The organism is Paraburkholderia sp. MM5477-R1 (genome assembly GCF_050436385.1).
GTDB classification, from domain to species: domain Bacteria; phylum Pseudomonadota; class Gammaproteobacteria; order Burkholderiales; family Burkholderiaceae; genus Paraburkholderia; species Paraburkholderia tuberum.
In genome coordinates this window covers 1,224,630-1,243,630 of record NZ_JBNDMC010000007.1, presented here as the reverse complement: position 1 = coordinate 1,243,630, position 19,001 = coordinate 1,224,630, and the positions used below count along the sequence as shown (strand labels likewise).

13 protein-coding genes are annotated in these 19,001 nt (G+C 64.6%); 6 read left to right on the top strand and 7 right to left on the bottom strand.

The features are described from left to right. Nucleotides 1-176: 176 nt before the first annotated feature. The 3 genes from lplT (at nt 177) to OKW35_RS34620 (ending at nt 5,794) form a co-directional block, all read left to right on the top strand. A complete protein-coding gene (gene lplT / locus OKW35_RS34630; protein ID WP_184057277.1) occupies nt 177-1,475 on the top strand; it encodes a lysophospholipid transporter LplT in 1,299 nt (432 codons plus the stop codon). Between the two features lie 208 nt (nt 1,476-1,683). Beyond that, complete coding sequence (mutS, locus tag OKW35_RS34625; RefSeq protein WP_429554430.1) at nt 1,684-4,380, top strand: DNA mismatch repair protein MutS; 2,697 nt, start codon at nt 1,684-1,686, stop codon at nt 4,378-4,380. Next, the gene (locus OKW35_RS34620) at nt 4,346-5,794 is read left to right on the top strand and encodes a hypothetical protein (RefSeq protein ID WP_429554429.1); all 1,449 of its coding nucleotides are present in this window, start codon (nt 4,346-4,348) and stop codon (nt 5,792-5,794) included. The genes mutS and OKW35_RS34620 overlap by 35 nt, the downstream gene beginning before the upstream one ends. On the opposite strand, the gene OKW35_RS34615 is transcribed toward OKW35_RS34620, so the two are convergent. Beyond that, nucleotides 5,774-6,316 carry an FKBP-type peptidyl-prolyl cis-trans isomerase gene (locus OKW35_RS34615; RefSeq protein WP_184048969.1) on the bottom strand — a complete coding sequence of 181 codons (543 nt, stop codon included), beginning with the start codon at nt 6,314-6,316 and terminating at the stop codon, nt 5,774-5,776. The two genes, OKW35_RS34620 and OKW35_RS34615, sit on opposite strands and share 21 nt — an antisense overlap. 32 nt (nt 6,317-6,348) lie before the next feature. On the opposite strand from OKW35_RS34615, the gene OKW35_RS34610 reads away from it, so the two are divergent. Then, the gene (locus OKW35_RS34610) at nt 6,349-7,602 is read left to right on the top strand and encodes a cupin domain-containing protein (protein WP_184057281.1); all 1,254 of its coding nucleotides are present in this window, start codon (nt 6,349-6,351) and stop codon (nt 7,600-7,602) included. 231 nt (nt 7,603-7,833) lie between these two features. Beyond that, nucleotides 7,834-8,085: a hypothetical protein gene (locus OKW35_RS34605; protein WP_167368596.1), complete on the top strand. Its 252-nt coding sequence runs from the start codon at nt 7,834-7,836 to the stop codon at nt 8,083-8,085. 190 nt (nt 8,086-8,275) lie between these two features. Here the strand turns inward: OKW35_RS34605 and OKW35_RS34600 are convergent, their stop codons facing one another. The 3 genes from OKW35_RS34600 to OKW35_RS34590 form a co-directional block, all read right to left on the bottom strand. Continuing rightward, on the bottom strand, nt 8,276-10,540 hold the full coding sequence (locus tag OKW35_RS34600) for an ATP-dependent DNA helicase (RefSeq protein ID WP_429554428.1): 2,265 nt from the start codon (nt 10,538-10,540) through the stop codon (nt 8,276-8,278). Between the two features lie 63 nt (nt 10,541-10,603). After that, a complete protein-coding gene (locus OKW35_RS34595; protein WP_013089766.1) occupies nt 10,604-10,822 on the bottom strand; it encodes a DUF465 domain-containing protein in 219 nt (72 codons plus the stop codon). A 148-nt stretch (nt 10,823-10,970) separates the two neighbouring features. After that, nucleotides 10,971-11,918 (bottom strand): hypothetical protein, encoded by a 948-nt coding sequence (locus OKW35_RS34590; protein WP_429554427.1) that lies wholly within the window; start codon nt 11,916-11,918, stop codon nt 10,971-10,973. A 319-nt stretch (nt 11,919-12,237) separates the two neighbouring features. Between OKW35_RS34590 and OKW35_RS34585 the strand changes: the two genes are divergently transcribed. After that, entirely contained in the window at nt 12,238-14,592 is a 2,355-nt protein-coding gene (locus OKW35_RS34585; RefSeq protein ID WP_429554426.1) for a Tex family protein, read from the top strand. 149 nt (nt 14,593-14,741) lie between these two features. On the opposite strand, the gene OKW35_RS34580 is transcribed toward OKW35_RS34585, so the two are convergent. The 3 genes from OKW35_RS34580 to OKW35_RS34570 all read right to left on the bottom strand — a co-directional run bounded on the left by OKW35_RS34580 (nt 14,742) and on the right by OKW35_RS34570 (nt 18,828). Continuing rightward, complete coding sequence (locus tag OKW35_RS34580; protein WP_429554425.1) at nt 14,742-16,628, bottom strand: potassium transporter Kup; 1,887 nt, start codon at nt 16,626-16,628, stop codon at nt 14,742-14,744. A gap of 262 nt (nt 16,629-16,890) precedes the next feature. Then, nucleotides 16,891-17,463 carry a phosphoribosyltransferase gene (locus OKW35_RS34575; RefSeq protein ID WP_167368598.1) on the bottom strand — a complete coding sequence of 191 codons (573 nt, stop codon included), beginning with the start codon at nt 17,461-17,463 and terminating at the stop codon, nt 16,891-16,893. 18 nt (nt 17,464-17,481) lie between these two features. Then, a complete protein-coding gene (locus tag OKW35_RS34570) occupies nt 17,482-18,828 on the bottom strand; it encodes an adenylosuccinate synthase (protein ID WP_429489395.1) in 1,347 nt (448 codons plus the stop codon). Between the last annotated feature and the right edge of the window lie 173 nt (nt 18,829-19,001).

Below are 19,001 nucleotides of genomic sequence, written 5' to 3'. Positions count from 1 at the left end.
GGTTGCAGAGAAAAGCGGCTTCGGCCGCTTTTCTGTTGGCGGCGCTCCAGTGTCCGGAGCGTCGTGCTAAAAAGCGGGAAGTCATTCGGGGCGGTACTCGGCCGGGACCGTTCCCTGCTCCATGCCGCTTTGACCCTGCCCGACTTTCGCCCCGGGCGCAGCCTCCAATCTGCCCCATGAAAAAAGGCTTCCATACGATCATCGCGGCACAGTTCATTTCGTCGCTGGCCGACAATGCGCTGTTGATCGCCGCCATCGCCCTGCTTTCCGTGATGCGCTCGGCCGCGTGGGTTACGCCGCTGCTGCAGATTTTTTTCACGATCTCGTACGTGCTGCTCGCGCCATTCGTCGGCGCGTTCGCCGATTCGATGCAGAAGCGTCACGTGATGTTCATCTCCAACGCGCTGAAAGCGAGCGGCTGCCTGATGATGATTCTGGGCGTTCATCCGATGATCGCCTACGGCGTGGTCGGCTTCGGCGCAGCCGCGTATTCGCCCGCCAAGTACGGCATCCTCACCGAGCTGCTGCCCGCCGAAAAGCTCGTGCAGGCGAACGCGTGGCTCGAATCAGCGACGGTGCTGTCGACGATCGCCGGCACGATGCTCGGCGGTGCGCTGATCAGCACCGTCTTCGAGCATTTCGTCACGCGTGCGCATATGCCGCTGATCCGCTCGGCCGCCGATCTCGCGATGGGCGCGGTCATGCTCACCTACGCGATCGCCGCCGCGATCAACATCTTCATTCCGGACACTGGCGCGCGCTATCCGAACCGGCTGACCGAGCCGAATAAGCTGGTCGGCGATTTCCATCACTGCTTCCGGGTGCTGTGGGCCGACAAGCTCGCGCAGATCGCGCTGTGGGTGACCACGCTGATGTGGGGCGCCGCCGTGACGATGCAGCTGCTGGTGCTCAAATGGGCGAACGTGAACCTCGGGCTGTCGTTGTCGAAGGCGGCGGTGATGCAAGGCGTGACCGGCTTCGGCATCGCGATCGGCGCGGCGGGCGCGGCCGCGCTGATTCCATTGCGCCACTCGCTGAAGGTGTTGCCGGTCGGCGTGCTGACGGGCGCGGTGGCGATCGCGATGGCCTTTTACAACAAGGACCTGTTCCCGGCGGGCGCGGGCCTGCGCTTCGGCACGCACGTCGCGCCCTACTACATTCTGCTGGCCTATCCGCTGATGATCGTGCTCGGTGCGTTGTCGGGCTTTTTCATCGTGCCGATGAATGCGATCCTGCAGCATCGCGGCGCGACGCTGCTGTCGGCCGGTCACTCGATCGCCGTGCAGAATTTCAACCAGAACCTCGCGGTGCTGCTGATGCTCGGCGTGTACGCGCTGCTGCTCACGGCGAAGATGCCCGCGCAGTGGATCATCGTCGTGTTCGGCACCTTCATCACGCTGCTGATGTGGCTCGCGAAACGCCGCAGCGCGGCGAACGAACGCAGGGTGGACATGCGGGCGATGATCGAGGAATGAATGCATCACGGTGCTCCAGCAATGACAGCGCGAGGCTCGGCTCGACGGCCGTAACCCGCCGCGACGGCGCGCACCCCCCGCTTTGATCGAATCGGTCATGCTGACATTCAGCTCTTGTGTTGGGCATCGTCCGTTCGGCCAGGGTCCGCTCGCCGCGCCGGCGGGTTAAACTCACGCCCTGAGCATCTACCGCAAGAAGACACGAAGGATGGGTATTCAAACCGCAGCGGCCAACGACGTCGCACAACACACGCCGATGATGCAGCAGTACCTGCGCATCAAGGCGGAGCATCCGGGCACGCTGGTGTTCTACCGGATGGGCGACTTCTACGAACTCTTTTTCGACGACGCGGAAAAAGCCGCGCGCCTGCTCGACCTGACGCTCACGCAGCGCGGCGCGTCGGCGGGCAATCCGATCAAGATGGCCGGCGTGCCGCATCACGCTGTCGAACAGTATCTGGCCAAGCTCGTGAAGCTCGGCGAATCGGTCGCGATCTGCGAACAGATCGGCGACCCGGCCACCTCGAAAGGCCCGGTCGAGCGCAAGGTCATGCGCGTGGTTACGCCTGGCACGCTGACCGACGCCGCGCTGCTGTCCGACAAGAGCGACGTCTATCTGCTCGCGCTGGGCGTCGCGCACAATCGCCGCGGTGTCGCCACGAGCGTCGGTCTCGCATGGCTCAATCTCGCGAGCGGCGCGCTGCGCCTCGCCGAAGTCGCGCCCGATCAGGTCGCCGCCGCGCTGGAGCGCATCCGTCCCGCGGAAATTCTGGTCGCCGACGCCACCGCCGATTCGACCAGCTGGACACCGCCTGTCAACGCCAGCGCGCTCAAGCGTGTACCGGCCTGGCACTTCGATATCACCTCGGGCACGAAGCGCCTGTGCGACCAGCTCGAAGTCGCGAGCCTCGACGGCTTCGGCGCGCATTCGCTCGGTTGCGCGTGCGGGGCGGCCGGCGCGTTGCTGCTGTATGCGGCGTCCACGCAGGGCCAGCAACTGCGCCATGTGCGCAGCCTGAAGGTTGAATACGAATCCGAATACATCGGCCTCGATCCGGCCACGCGCCGCAACCTCGAACTCACGGAGACACTGCGCGGCACCGAATCGCCGACGCTGTGCTCGCTGCTCGACACCTGCTGCACGACGATGGGCAGCCGCCTGCTGCGGCACTGGCTGCATCATCCGCCGCGCGATTCGGCGGTGGCGCAGGCACGTCAGCAGGCGATCGGCGCGTTGCTCGACGCGCCGCCGGGCGCCGACCTCGATACATTGCGCAGCGCATTGCGGCAGATTTCGGACATCGAACGGATCACCGGACGTCTCGCGCTGCTGTCGGCGCGGCCGCGCGATCTGTCGAGCCTGCGCGATACCTTCATCGCGCTACCTGCATTGCGCGCGCAGCTCGCAGCGGTGGCCTCGAACGCGGATTCGCTCGCGCGCATCGACGCGGCGCTCGAACCGCCGCACGCGTGCGCCGATTTGCTGAAGCTCGCGGTCGCGCAAGAGCCGGCCGCGATGGTGCGCGACGGCGGCGTCATCGCGCGTGGTTATGACGCCGAGCTCGACGAACTGCGCGATATTTCGGAGAACTGCGGACAGTTCCTGATCGATCTCGAAACACGCGAACGCGCGCGCACCGGCATCAGCAATCTGCGCGTCGAGTACAACAAGGTGCACGGCTTCTATATCGAAGTCACGCGCGGCCAGACCGACAAGGTGCCGGACGACTATCGCCGTCGGCAAACGCTGAAGAATGCCGAGCGCTACATCACGCCCGAGCTGAAAACCTTCGAGGACAAAGCGCTGTCCGCGCAGGAACGCGCGCTCGCGCGCGAACGCGCACTGTACGACGCGTTGCTGCAATCGTTGCTGCCGTTCATTCCCGACTGTCAGCGCGTTGCGCTCGCGCTCGCCGAACTCGATCTGCTGGCCGCGCTCGGCGAACGCGCTCGCGCGCTCGACTGGGTTGCGCCGACGTTCTCGGCGAACGCGGGTATCGACATCGAGCAGGGTCGTCATCCGGTGGTCGAGGCGCAAGTCGAGCAGTTCATCGCCAACGATTGCTCACTCGCGACCGAGCGCAAGCTGCTGTTGATCACCGGTCCCAACATGGGCGGTAAGTCGACTTTCATGCGCCAGACCGCGCTGATCGCGCTGCTCGCTTACGTGGGCAGCTATGTACCAGCGCGGCGCGCGGCCTTCGGACCGATCGACCGCATCTTCACGCGCATCGGCGCGGCCGACGACCTCGCCGGCGGCCGCTCGACCTTCATGGTGGAGATGACCGAAGCCGCCGCGATCCTCAACGACGCGACATCGCAAAGCCTCGTGCTGATGGACGAGATCGGCCGCGGCACGTCGACTTTCGACGGCCTCGCGCTCGCGTGGGCGATCGCGCGCCACCTGCTCGCCCACAACGGCTGCTACACGCTGTTCGCGACGCACTATTTCGAGCTGACGCAACTACCCGCGGAGTTTCCGCACGCGGCCAACGTGCATCTGTCGGCAGTCGAGCACGGGCACGGCATCGTGTTCCTGCACGCGGTCGACGAAGGGCCCGCCAATCAGAGCTACGGTCTGCAGGTCGCGCAACTCGCCGGCGTGCCGAACGCGGTGATCCGCGCGGCACGCAAGCATCTCGCGCATCTGGAGCAGCAATCGGCCGCGCAGCCCGCGCCGCAACTCGATCTGTTCGCGACGCAGCCTGCCATGCTCGCTGAAGATGCGGACGACGACCACGAGGCGGCGAGCGACGCAACGCCCGCGTCGCCCGCGTCGCCCGCGATGCAGACACTCGTCGAGCGTCTGCGCGGCATCGATCCGAACGATCTGCGGCCGCGCGAAGCGCTCGATCTGCTGTACGAACTGCATGAACTGGCCGTCGCGCCGGATGCGGACCACTGACACGCCGGGACACCCGCCGCGCCCGCGCGGGCTTCGCGCGGCGCTGCGCCACGTGCTCGCACCAGCAGGCGGCATCGTCGTGCTCGTGGCAGTGTGCGCATGGACCGTGCCGGCGCACGCTGAGGCCTCGCGCTTCGCGTTCGCGGTGATTTCCGGCACGATGCACAGCCCCGCCGACGAAGCCGCCACGCAACGGCTGCTCGAGGCGATCGGCCGCGAGCACGATGTGCGCTTCATCGTCTACGACGGCAATCTGAAGGGGCCAAAGGAAGTTTGCCGCGACGCGCTGTTCGAGCGCCGCCACGCGCTGCTCGACAGCTCGCGCACTGCCCTCTTCTTTATCCCCGGCCAGCATGACTGGGTCGATTGCGGCACGGCGGAAGCCGGCGGCTTCGATCCGGTCGAGCGGCTCGACCAGTTGCGGCAAACGCTGTTCGCCGATCCAACGTCGATGGGGCAGAACCCGATCGCGTTGACGCGGGAGAGCGAGGTGTCGCGCTTCCGCCCGTTCCGTGAAAACGTGCGCTGGGTGGTCAACGAAAAAACGAACGACAAAGCGAACACCAAAGCCGGCGACATCGTCTTCATCGGCCTGAACGCGCCGGGTCCGAACAACCGCTACCTGAGCGCGGGCGGCCGCAACGGCGAGTTCGAAGATCGCGTGATCGCCAACGCATTCTGGCTCGAGCACGCGGCCGAATACGCGAAGCGCCGCGACGCGCGCGCGATCGTCGTGTTCATTCAAGGCGACTTCGACCCGGAGCGCTACGAGCGACCCGAACGGTTCGCCTGGCTGCACTTCGCACATAGCTCGCGCCGCGACGGCTTTCTGGAATTCAAGCGCAGTCTGCTCAGGCTCGCGCAGATTTTCCCCGGACCCGTGGTCGTCATTCATGCAGACGAGGACCGGCCGGCCGGCGGTTTCGTCATCGATCAGCCGCTACGCAACGACAAGGGGACGGTCGTGACGAACCTCACGCGCATTGCGCTCGCGCCGCATGATCGTCTCAACCAATGGATTCAGATAGAAGCGGATTTCGGCAGGAAGCCGCCGTTCAGAGTCAGCGTGCGCGACGTGCCGAAGCAGATGCCGCTGCCCACCACGCCGCCGGTCTTGCCGCCCGCATCGCCGCGCGGCGAATCCGGCGCGTCGATGCCGGTTGCGCCGGAGATGCCGAATGTGGAAGGTTTCGGGCCGGCGTCGGAATTGCCGCCCGTATTGCAGACACCTGGAGAGTCGCAGGAGCAGCAGCCGCGCATCCCGTCCGACCAGGGCGGCGGCGACTATGGGCCCGCTATCTCGATGCCGCCGGGTTCGATACTGCCAGCCTCGCCTGCGTTGCCCGCATCGGTGCCGTCTGCCCCCGCGACGACACCGCGCATGCCCGCAAGCTCAGTGCAGGGTCGGTTTTGAGCTGTCTTCTTCGTCCTCGTCTTCATCGTCGTCGAGAACTTCGAGGCCGTCCGCGCCATGCGCGTGCTCGTGCTGGATTTCGTCTTCAGTTGCCGGACGCACGTCTTTGACGGTCAACGCGAAACGCAGCGCCATGCCGGCGAGCGGATGATTGCCGTCGAGCACGACCTTGTCTTCCGCGACGTCGGTCACCACGTACACCAGCGCATCGATTTCCTCGTCGCCATCTTCGGGGGTGCCTTCGAACTGCATGCCGACTTCGAGCGGTTCCGGGAAGCGATCGCGCGGCTCGATCTTCACAAGGTCAGGATCGTATTCGCCGAACGCGTCTTGCGGCTCAAGCTGGATCTGGGTCTCGAAGCCAGCCTCGTGGCCGTCGAGCTCTTCCTCGATCTTGGGGAACGTGCCATCATAGCCGCCGTGAAGATAGACCATCGGCTCTTCGCTTTCCTCGATCAGATTGCCCTGCGCATCCGACAGCTTGTAGGCGACCGACACGACGGTGTTCTTTGCGATTTTCATTCGATTCTCCAGAATACAACTCACATTATACGATGCCCAGGCGGCCCACCCACCTCCCGGCCGATGCAGGTTCGGCACGCAATTCGCCGTCTGCTGCAAAGCCGGCCACGCGGCCCATTCTTCCGCCCTCGCCCGACGTTCCGACCGCACTTCTCGGCCATCTGAGCCCGTCGCAATTCATGCGCCGCTACTGGCAGAAAAAGCCGCTGCTGATCCGTCAGGCGATTCCGGACATCGAAGCGCCGCTGTCGCGCGACGAGCTGTTCGAGCTGGCCGATCGGGACGACGTCGAAGCGCGCCTGATCACGCACTTCCGCAACAAATGGCAGCTGGAGCACGGCCCGTTCGCGCCCGACGAACTGCCGTCCGTCAAACAGCGCGCATGGACACTGCTCGTGCAGGGCGTGGATCTGCAGGACGACCGCGCGCGCGCGTTGCTCGACCGTTTCCGTTTCGTGCCGGACGCGCGTCTCGACGACCTGATGATTTCGTATGCGACCGATAGCGGCGGCGTCGGCCCGCACTTCGATTCCTACGATGTGTTTCTTTTGCAAGTAAAAGGCAAGCGCCGCTGGCGCATTAGCGCGCAGAAAGATCTGACGCTGCAGCCCGGCTTGCCGTTGAAGGTTTTACAGCACTTCGAGCACGAACAGGAGTGGGTACTCGAGCCCGGCGACATGCTGTACCTGCCGCCGCACATCGCGCACGACGGCATCGCCGAGGGCGAATGCATGACCTGCTCGATCGGTTTTCGCGCGCCCTCCGAAAGCGAGCTGACCGCGCAGTTCCTGTACCACCTGGCCGAGCGCGGAGAGGCCACGGGCAAGGCGGGCGCCCTTTATCGCGACCCACGGCAGGCCGCCGTCGAACAGCCGGCCGAGTTGCCCGCGGCGCTCGTCGAACGGGTGGGCGCGATGCTTGCTAAAGTGCGATGGAATGAGCAGGACATTGCGTCGTTCCTTGGCACGTACCTCAGCGAACCCAAGCCGAGTGTCGTCTTCGATCCGCCGCAACGGCCGCTCAACGAAGCCCGTTTCATCGGCGCGGCGTCGAGATCCGGTCTACGGCTCGATCGCAAGACTAACCTGTTGTATGAACGACGTTTTTTCTTCGTAAATGGAGAAGAAATATCGTGGACCGGCGTGAAAAAATGGCTGTTTGAACTCGCAAATCTGCGGTGCATGAGTGCGATACGCTTTGTAACACTATCACACGATTCATCGGTGACAGCACTGCTACACGAGTGGTATTGTGCGGGCTGGATACAGGTAGGCGAGATTGCGTAACTCTGCCCGCCTGTTATACCGTACGGTGAAATTTTGTATGAGAAAGACAACGTATTGACCCGCATTTATCGACTGTCAGTACGAAAGTGCATATAATTTCCGCCCAAGCCGTAGGGAAGATTCCAGCTCGTCAAAAGAGCATCTCCACCAGCGGCCCAGGTCGGTGTTGGAGCACATTACCGGTTTTATTTTGCGCTGTTGCTTACCTTTAAACCATAAAAGGACGTGATCATGAAGAAATCCCTCCTCGTAGCATCCCTGTTGGCAGTTGTGGCACTCGCTGCATGCAACAAGAGCAACGATCAGGCTGCTGCACCGTCGGAAGCTGCGTCCGCACCGGCGGCAGCATCGCCTGCTGAAGCAGCATCGCCGGCAGTTGCGGCATCGCCGGCCGAAGCAGCATCGCCGGCCGAAGCAGCATCGCCGGCCGAGGCAGCATCGCCGGCTGAAGCAGCATCGCCGGCAGCAGGCGCAAGCCAGTAAGCCGCAACGGTTCGGCGCTGTAGCGGCGCTCCCGCTACAGCGCCTGCGCACGAAACGTTTGGAGGCTGGCCGGAAACGGCGCGGGCCGCAAACGGGCAAAGAAAAACGCCACGGATTCACATCCGTGGCGTTTTGTCATTCAGGGCCGCTTTCCGCTGCGGAGCTCGTCGCATGTGTGGAACACATCCCCCTATCGAACCGGCGCCGCTGGCCCAGCGCTCTCCTCAAAGAACTCACGCACCACGTCGATCTCGCGGGTGCGCTTGAACGGCGGCAGACTCTGCCAGATGCGGCGGCCATAAGGTTTATCGACGAGACGTGTATCGCAGATCATCAGCACGCCACGATCGGTCTCCGCGCGAATCAGCCGGCCGGCGCCCTGCTTCAGCGTGATGACGGCCTGCGGCAGCTGATGCACGGCGAACGGGCTCAAGCCCTTCTTCGTCAGTGCGTCGAGCCGCGCGGCCAGCACGGGATCGTCCGGCGGCGCAAACGGCAGCTTGTCGATCACGACCAGCGACAGCGCGTCGCCGCGCACGTCCACCCCTTCCCAGAAGCTCTGACTGCCGACCAGGATCGCATTGCCGTAGGCGCGAAAGCGGTCGAGCAGTTCGGTGCGGCTCGCATCGCCCTGCACGAGCAGCGGATAGTCCCAGCCGCGCGACTCGATCGCGTCGCGCAGCTTCGCCGAGATACGATCCACCGCGCGCAGCGTCGTGCACAGCATGAAGACGCCGCCGCCCGAGGCTTCGATCGCGGGCAATGCGGCATCGAACACGGCGTCGGTGAACATCGGCGATGACGGCTGTGGCAGATTGCGCGGTACGTACAGAAGTCCTTGCGATGGATAGTCGAATGGGCTCGGCAATGTCATCGAGCGCTTCGAGTTCAAGCCCATCTGCGCCGCATAGTGCGTGAAGTCGCCGCGCACCGACAGCGTCGCCGATGTGAAGATCCACGCGCGCGGCACGCCGGCGCGCTGCTTCGCGAAAATCGGCGCGACCGACAACGGCGTTTCGTGCAGTTGCACCGTGTGCGAGAACACCTCGATCCAGCGCACCTTTTCATTCGGATCGGCGCGCTCCGCGCTGGCGTCACCCTCGCGGGTCGCAACCGCGTCGCGTTCTGCACTCGTGGGTGGCGTGGTCCAGCCGCTCAGCACGTCCTGCAACTCGCGCGCGCGACGCAAACACGCGCCGAGCGATTCGGCTCGCTCGGCCTGGCCCGCCAACGCCGAGGCCAACGCGTCGAGCTCGGCCTCGAGCGTCTCGAGCGCGGCGAACAGCGGGTGATCGTCGGGCAGCTGGCCGATCGACAGACGCACCGAGTCTTCCTTGAACGCGAGCCGCACGTCGCGCGCGGCGCGCTCGAGCGTCGCGCCGAGCTTGACCCAATCGACCGCATCGCGTGCGTGACCGAGGCCCTCGGCCACCGAATCGCGTGCGAGTTCGAGAAACTGCGCGGTCGATAGCGTCTCGCCGAAAAACAGCGTCGCGGTTTCGGGCAACTGGTGCGCTTCGTCGAAGATGACCGTATTCGCAGTCGGCAGCAGCTCCGCCATGCCGGTATCGCGCAGCATGATGTCGGCGAAAAACAGATGATGGTTGACCACCACGATATCGGCCTGCTGCGCTTCGCGGCGCGCCTGCATCACGAAGCAGTCCTTGTAGTGGGGACACTCCTGGCCGAGACAGTTGTCGCGCGTCGACGTGACCATCGACCACACCTGCGCCGTTTCCGGCACGCTCGCGAGTTCGGCCTTGTCGCCAGTGCGCGTGATCTTCGCGAAGCGCACGATGTCCTGCAGATACGAGGTCTCCTGGCGCGACGGCAGACGGCCGTTGTCCGCGGTGCGTTGCAGGTAGTAATGGCACAGGTAGTTCGCGCGGCCCTTCAGCATCGCGACCGACACCGGCACCGCGAGCGCGTCGCGCACGGTCGGAATGTCGCGCTGGAACAGCTGATCCTGCAGATGCTTGGTGCCGGTCGAGACGATCACCTTGCCGCCCCACAGCATGGCCGGCACGAGGTACGCATAGGTCTTGCCGGTGCCGGTACCCGCCTCTACGATCAGCGTATTCTCACCACCGTCGACGCCATCGGCTTGCGCGTTGCTCCCGGTCGACTCAGAGACGGCTTCAGCGCCGGTCTGATGCAGGCGCCGCGCCGGGCGCTTCTGCGTCTCGAACATCGCGGGCTCGGGCATCGCGCGGCCCGACGCCTCCATCGCCGCGGCAACCGCGCGCGCCATCTCGATCTGCGACGCACGCGGCCGATAACCGTCGATCTGCCGTGCGAGCAGACCGTTGTCGGCGAAGATGTCGTCGAGCTCGCTCGCGCGGCGCCCATTCAGCGACACACCTGGCACCGGTGCTGCCGCGCGCGGCGCGGGCGTGCCCGAAGCAGATGCGTTGTCCGGCGCGGCCCGGGATGAAGTGTCATGCGATGAATTCAAGGCAAGCGTTCCTGCTAAGTCCGGCTCGCGCGCTGCGCGCCCGGCGCCTGCCAGGCCGCGAACTCAGGCGCGCGCGTCCGGTTCGAGCTGCAATTGCAGCAAGATGATGGTGTCCTTGACTTTAAGTTTGCGCTTTTTCAGGCGCTGCAACTCGAAGTCGTCGATGCCGGGTTCATCCGACATCCGGTCGATCAACCGGTCGAGTCCACTATGCTCCGATTCCAGTTGCAGAATGCGGTCGCGAAGTGTGTTTGCGTCGATGACGTGATGACGATCGCGCATGCTCGCCTCCTCTGGTCGGCGGCACGAACCGCGTGCGCGCGGTCCGATGCCTGAGGTTGCTGTCCGCCTCAAAACGCATTACGGCGACTACGGCGGCCCTGGCCACGACCGCCACGGCTTACTCTACGATACAGCCACTACAGCACGCTTACTGTTGCTCTTGTTGCTGCTTTTGCTGCTCTTCGAGCTGTTGCTGCTTCAACTCGTCCTGACGCTTCTGCCCGGCCTTCTCGGCGGCCTGCTTTTGACGTGCTTCGACATCGAGCCTGTGCTGCGCGGCCTCGGCCTGCTTCCGCTCGAAAGTCTCCTGTTTCTGCTGGCGCTCCGCGGCCTTTTGCGCACCCTGCCGACGCGCTTCCTCGAGCTTGCGCTGGTAGTCGCTCTGCTTCTGGTCGTAGGCCTTCTGATTGGCCGCCGCCTGCGCAGGCGTGACACCACGCTGCGCCTGATCGAGCGCGTGCTGGCGCTGCTTCTCCTCGTAGGCCTGCGCATTGGCTTCGTGCTGCGGTGCCGCGGCGTTGCGCTGCGCCTGATCGAGCGCGTGCTGACGTTGCTTCTCCGCGTAGGCCTGCGCATTGGCTTCGCGCTGCGGCGCCTCGGCGTTGTGCTGCGCCTGATCGAGCGCGTGCTGACGCTGCTTTTCCTGATACGCCTGCTCGTTGCGCGCGTCTTCGGCGGCACGTTGCGGCGCTTCCGCCTCGTTTTGCGCGCGCCGCAACGCGGTGCGTTCGTCGCGTTCACGGGCGCGCTGCGCACGCTGCTCGGCGTCAAGCGCGAGCTGTTCCTTGCGGATGTCCGCCTGCACGCTGCGCATCGCGTCGCGTGCGCGGTTCAGACAGTGATTGACGAAGAAGCGGCTGTAGCAGTTGTGTTGCGCGACAGCGAATTGATAGTTGTTGTCGTCGGTGCGCTGATTGAGCACCTGTTGCCGCTCGTCGAACGACTTGTCCAGCACGGCTACGTCACTTGCGCTTTGAGGGCCGTCGGCGGTTGCGGCGGCTTGCGGGCCCGAGCCCGCGACGGGCGCCGTACCTTGCGCGGGCGTCGCGCTTTGCGCCGCGGCCGACACCGGCACAACGAGCGCTGCGGCGATCACGCACGACGCGGCAGCCGTTAAAGCCGACCGACCGAACGAGCGCAAAGAAACCAGCGGCAATTGAGACGAACCCGGCGGTGAACCCGGCAGTGAACCTGACGCCAGCGAAGAGACCAGGCGGTTGAGGGACAAGGAGATTGGCAACGTCGTAGAGGGTCAACGGAACATGCCCGAAATTCTAACACCCCACGGTTGAGCCCTTTGGCATTTATGGCAAAATGCCCCGCTCTAGCAACCTGGTCGCGGCGCACGCCCGGCCTGCCCCGATTTGCCGCCCGCGCGCGGCCCATCACTGAGTCCGCAGGAACACCAAGACCTTATGACGGAAACCGTAGCACTCAAGATCGTCCAGCGCATCGCCACCGAACTGTCCGTCCAGCCGCGCCAGGTCGCGGCCGCAGTGGGACTTCTCGACGAAGGCGCGACCGTTCCGTTCATTGCGCGTTATCGCAAGGAAGTGACCGACAATCTCGACGACACGCAACTGCGCAATCTCGAGGAACGCCTAGTCTATTTGCGCGAGCTGGAAGACCGGCGCGCGGCGATCATCGCGAGCATCGACGAACAGGGCAAGCTCACCGACGAGCTGCGCGGCGCGATCGAAGGCGCCGACAGCAAACAGGTGCTCGAAGACCTCTATCTGCCATACAAACCGAAGCGCCGCACGCGCGCGCAGATCGCGCGCGAAGCCGGCTTGCAGCCGCTCGCCGACGCGCTGCTCGGCAATCCGCTGCTCGATCCGCAAGCCGAAGCCGCGGCGTACGTGGACGCGGACAAAGGCGTCGCCGATGTGAAGGCCGCGCTCGACGGCGCGCGCGACATCCTCTCCGAACAATTCGGCGAGACCGCCGAACTGCTCGGCAAGCTGCGCGACTATCTGTTCAACCAGGGCGTGGTGTCGTCGAAGGTCGTGGAAGGCAAGGAAACCGCGGAAGAAGAGAAATTCCGCGACTACTACGACTACGCCGAAACGATCCGCACGGTGCCGTCGCATCGCGCGCTCGCACTGTTCCGCGGCCGCAATGCCGGCGTGCTGATGATCAAGCTCGGCCTCGGCGAAGAGCTCGACGCGCAGGTGCCGCACCCGGGCGAAGCGCTGATCGCGCGGCACTTCGGCATCGCCAATCAGAACCGCCCCGCCGACAAGTGGCTCTCCGACGTGTGCCGCTGGTGCTGGCGCGTGAAGGTGCAGCCGCACCTCGAAAACGAGCTGCTGACCAATCTGCGCGACGAAGCCGAACACGAAGCGATCCGCGTGTTCGCGCGCAATCTGAAGGACCTGCTGCTCGCGGCGCCGGCTGGTCCGAAGGCCGTGATCGGTCTGGATCCGGGCTTGCGCACCGGCGTGAAGGTGGCGGTGGTCGACCGCACCGGCAAGGTGCTCGCGACCGACACGATCTACCCGCACGAGCCGCGCCGCGACTGGGACGGCTCGCTCGCGAAGCTCGCGCGAATCGCCGCGCAAACGCAGGCCGAGCTGATCAGCATCGGCAACGGCACCGCGTCGCGTGAGACGGACAAGCTCGCGAGCGAGCTGATCGCGCGTCATCCGGAGCTGAAGCTGCAGAAGATCGTCGTGTCCGAAGCCGGCGCGTCGGTGTACTCGGCGTCCGAGCTTGCCGCGAAGGAATTCCCCGCCATGGACGTGTCGCTGCGCGGCGCCGTGTCGATCGCGCGACGTCTGCAGGACCCGCTCGCCGAGCTCGTGAAGATCGAGCCGAAGGCGATCGGCGTCGGCCAGTATCAGCACGACGTGAACCAGCGCGAACTCGCGCGCTCGCTCGACGCGGTCGTCGAAGACTGCGTGAATGCGGTCGGCGTCGATGCGAACACCGCGTCGGTCGCGCTGCTCGCGCGGGTGTCGGGTTTAAACGCAACGCTCGCGCGCAACATCGTCGACTATCGCGATGCGAACGGGCCGTTCCCGTCGCGCGAGCATCTACGCAAGGTGCCGCGTCTCGGCGACAAGACCTTCGAGCAAGCTGCCGGCTTCCTGCGCATCAATAACGGCGAGAATCCGCTCGACCGTTCGTCGGTGCACCCGGAAGCGTATCCGGTCGTCCAGCGCATCCTCGCGAAGATCAGTAAGCAGGTCGGCGAAGTGCTCGGCAATCGCGACGCGTTACGCGGACTGTCACCCACCGAATTCGTCGACGAGCGTTTCGGTCTTCCAACCGTGCGCGACATCCTGGTCGAACTCGAGAAGCCGGGCCGCGATCCGCGTCCCGAGTTCAAGACCGCGACGTTCCGCGAAGGTGTCGAGAAGGTCAGCGATCTGATCCCGGGCATGGTGCTCGAAGGCGTCGTGACGAACGTCGCGGCGTTCGGCGCGTTCATCGACGTCGGTGTGCATCAGGATGGCCTCGTGCACGTGTCGGCGATGTCGACGAAGTTCGTGAAGGACCCGCATGAGGTCGTGAAAGCCGGTCAGATCGTCAAGGTCAAGGTGCTCGAAGTCGACGTGAAGCGCCAGCGTATCGCACTGACGATGCGTCTCGACGACGAACCCGGTGCAGCGGCCGCGCGCAGCGGCGGCGGTGCGCAGCAGGATCGCGGTGGCTCGGGCGGCAGCTTCAATCGCGGCGGAGCGGGACGCGGTGCGCCGCAACGCTCGCGCGAACCGGAGCCGGGCGGCGCGATGGCGGCTGCGTTTGCGAAGCTCAAGCAGAAGTGAGCGTCACGGACCGGAGCACGTCGTCGCACGCGCTCCGGTCCGTGACATGACTGCGTCGCGCGCTCAACCGCTTGCACGCGCGCATGAACAAAAAGCCCACGCATTGCGTGGGCTTTTTGTTTGCGCACCCGCACGTCACGCGCGAGCCGTCAAATCTCGATCTTCGTTCCCAGTTCCACGACCCGGTTAGCCGGGATGCTGAAGAAGTCGGTCGGCTTCGCGGCGTTCTGATGCATCCACGCGAACACACGCTCGCGCCATACCGACATGCCCGGCAATTGCGTCGGCACCACCGTTTCGCGTGCGAGGAAGAATGACGTGTCCATCAATTCGAAGCTCATGTCGTGCGTGCGGCCGACGTCGAGCAGCACCGCCTTCACGTCGGGCGTTTCGTTAAAGCCGTAGGCTGCCTTCACCAGCCACAGGCCACCGTTCATGTCCTTCACGGTCACGCGATCGGCGTCCTTCACGTACGGAATGTCGCGCGTGACGAAGGTCAGAAAGATCGTGCGCTCGTGCAGCACCTTGTTGTGTTTCAGATTGTGCAGCAGGCTCACCGGCACCAGCGAATCGCTGCCGGTCAGATAGATCGCGGTGCCCGACACGCGATGCGGCGGATGCGCGAGCAGGCCTTGCAGGAACGGCATCAGCGGAATACCGTCGGCGGCCGTGCGTTCCTTCACGATCATCCTGCCCTTGAACCACGTCATCAGCAGGAAGAACAGCAGGCCGCCGATGCACAGCGGCAACCAGCCGCCCTCTTCGACCTTCAGCAGGTTCGCGCCGAAAAAGCCCAGGTCGACCACCATGAACACGCCGATGATGAGCCCAACCAGCAGTTTGTTCCAGTTCCACACCTTCACCATCACGACGCAGGCAAGGATCGTCGTGATCACCATCGTTGCCGTCACCGCGATACCGTACGCGGCCGCCAGATTGTCCGAGCTCTTGAACGCGATCACGATGCACAGGATGATGAACAGCAGCATCCAGTTCACGACCGGCACATAGATTTGCCCGATCGCGAGTTCGGACGTGTGCAGGACCTTCATGCGCGGCACGTAGCCGAGCTGGATCGCCTGGCTCGTCAGCGAGTACGCGCCCGAAATCACCGCCTGCGACGCGATCACCGTCGCGACCGTCGACAGCACGACGAGCGGCAACAACGCCCAGTCCGGCGCGAGCAGGAAGAACGGATTTTCGATCGCCTTTGGGTCGTGCATCAGCAGCGCGCCCTGGCCGAAGTAGTTCAGCACGAGCGAAGGCATCACGAGCACGTACCACGCCATGCGGATCGGCTGCGCGCCGAAGTGGCCCATGTCCGCGTACAGCGCCTCCGCGCCGGTCAGCACCAGCACGACCGAGCCGAGCACCACGTAGGCCTGCAGCACGTGCGCGGCCATGAACGTGTACGCGTAGTAGGGATTGAGCGCCTGGATCACATTCGGCGACTGCACGATGTGCCACAGGCCGAGCACGGCGAGCACGAGGAACCAAAGCGTCATGATCGGCCCGAACAGACGGCCGACCGTGGCCGTGCCGTGCCGCTGGATCCAGAACAGCACGATCAGGATCACGACGGTCAGCGGAATCACCAGATGCGCCAGATGCGGCGCGGCGATTTCGAGACCTTCGACCGCCGAGATCACCGAGATTGCCGGCGTGATCACCGCGTCGCCGTAAAACATGCAGGCGCCGAAGATGCCGAGCATCATCAGAAGGCCGGCCATTTTCGATTTCTGATCGACCGAGCGCATCGCCAGCGCCATCAGCGCGAGGACGCCGCCCTCGCCGTTGTTGTCGGCGCGCATCACGAACAGCACGTACTTGACGCCGACCACGATCACGATCGCCCAGAACAGCAGCGAAATAACGCCAAGGATCGACTGATCGGTCAACGGGATGCCGTGCGACGGACTGAAGGCTTCCTTCAGCGCGTACAACGGGCTCGTACCGATGTCGCCGAACACCACTCCGATCGCGGCAATCGCAAGGGAAGGCAGTGGCTGTTTGTGTACGTGATTGTTATCTGTCATGGACGCGAGGAAATCCGTTCCGGGGCGGAAAAAACGACCGCTATTTTAAACTGCCCATCCGGTACCGCCCGGCTTGTTGTGGATACGCCACGTGGATGTCCGCGCAGTGTAGCACTGCGATATGGACGCGCCTGTCGCGGTGCGGACGTCCTGGCGCCGCGCGTGACGCATAAAAAAACGGAGCCCGACTGGGCTCCGTTTTGTGACACCGCGATGCCGCACGAGATCCGATGCGACAAAGCGTGAGGCGCGCGGCTTCGCGTCAATTGCCCGACGCCTCATCGGCCTGGGCGATGCCGCGCTTGATCCACGCGCCGAGGTTATGCGGACGCACCGTGTCCCACTCCTCGAACGGCTGATGAATCCACGGGTTGGTCGGCAGATACTGCACGTGGTAATCGGGCTTCACCTTCGAGCAGCCCTTGTACCACAGCACGGCCGAGCGCACCGCGGTGATGGCCGGATAGCGTTCCTTCAGATGCTGCTGCACGCGCGCGAGCGTGACGCCCGAATCGACGAGGTCGTCGACGAGCAGCACGTTACCGTGCAGTTCGCCGCGCGTCATCGTGATGTATTGCGCGATGTCGAGTTCGCCCTGCTGCGTGCCGGCCGCCTCGCGATAAGAGCTCGTTGCCAGAATCGCCAACGGCAGATCGTAGATGCGCGACAGCTGGTCGCCGACGCGCAGACCGCCGCGCGCGAGGCACAGGATCTTGTCGAACTTCCAGCCCGATTCGTGCACGGCAAGTGCGAGCATCTCGATCAGCCGGTGATATTCGTCCCAGCCGACCCACAGGTTCTTGTCGTCGTTGCGCGGATCTTTCATCGCGATCATGGGTACACCTTGCATCGCTTAGACCTTGAACGGATGACGCAGCAGAATCGTTTCGTCGCGGTCCGGACCGGTGGAGACCATGTCGATCGGAATGCCCGCGACTTCCTGCACGCGCGTCAGGTACGCACGCGCGTTGGCGGGCAGCTTGTCCCACTCCTTGATGCCGACCGTGCTTTCCTTCCACCCCGCGAAGGTTTCGTAGACCGGTACGCAGCGCGCGACTTCCGTCGCGCCGCGCGGCAGCAGATCGACGTCGTGGCCGTCGATCGTGTAGCCGACGCACAGCTTCACTTCGTCGAGACCGTCGAGCACGTCGAGCTTGGTCATGCACAGCCCCGTCACGCCGTTGATCTGGATCGAGCGACGCAGCGCGGAGACGTCGAGCCAGCCGGTGCGGCGCGGACGGCCGGTGACCGAGCCGAATTCCTTGCCGACGGTGGCGAGTTCGAGGCCGATCGGGTCCTGGCGCGAGGCATTGTCCGCATCGTACAGTTCGCTCGGGAACGGGCCCGAACCGACACGCGTGCAGTACGCCTTCGTGATGCCGACGATGTAGTTGAGCTTCTGCGGACCGACGCCCGCGCCCGCCGTCGCGGCACCCGCGACGCAGTTGCTCGAGGTGACGAACGGATAGGTGCCATGGTCGATGTCGAGCAGCGTGCCCTGCGCGCCTTCGAACAGCAGATTGCCGCCGTTCGCGTTGACGTCGTAGAGACGGCGCGACACGTCGGTGACCATCGGCTTCAGTCGGTCGGCGTAGCTCAGCATCGTGTCGAGCGTTTGCTGGAAGTCGACCGCGGCGGCGCCGAGGTACTGCGTGAGCACGAAGTTGTGATAGTCGAGGTTTTCGCGCAGACGCTCGGCGAAGGCTGGCGCGTCGAACAGGTCCTGCACGCGCAGGCCGCGGCGCGCGACCTTGTCTTCGTAGGCCGGGCCGATGCCGCGGCCGGTCGTGCCGATCTTGCTCGCGCCGCGGCGCGCTTCGCGGCCCTGGTCGATCGCGACGTGGTACGGCAGGATCAGCGTGGTGGCTTCGGAAATGAACAGGCGCTTCTGGACGTCGATGCCGGCGGCTTCGAGTTCGCCGATTTCCTTGAACAGCGCTTCCGGCGACAACACGACGCCATTGCCGATGTAGCACGCGACGCCGGGATGCATGATGCCCGACGGAATCAGACGCAAGATGGTTTTCTTGCCGCCGATGATAAGCGTGTGACCGGCATTGTGACCGCCCTGGAAGCGAACGACGCCCTGAGCGTGGTCCGTCAGCCAGTCGACGATCTTGCCCTTGCCCTCATCACCCCATTGGGTACCCACGACGACGACGTTGCGCCCGGGGTTCACATTCACTGCGCTGGCAGACATGTTGTTTCGTAAGCTGGTTAAAAACGTATTTTACCTGGGTTCGCGGAAGCTTCCGGAATTTTTCCGTTTCCGCTCAACGGTATGCACGTTATGTTGAGTATTGGAAGGGATGCGCGGCCGCGCAGAGTCGCTCGACCGCGCGCGATTCGGGCGGTGGTTGCGCCGCCCTCGGG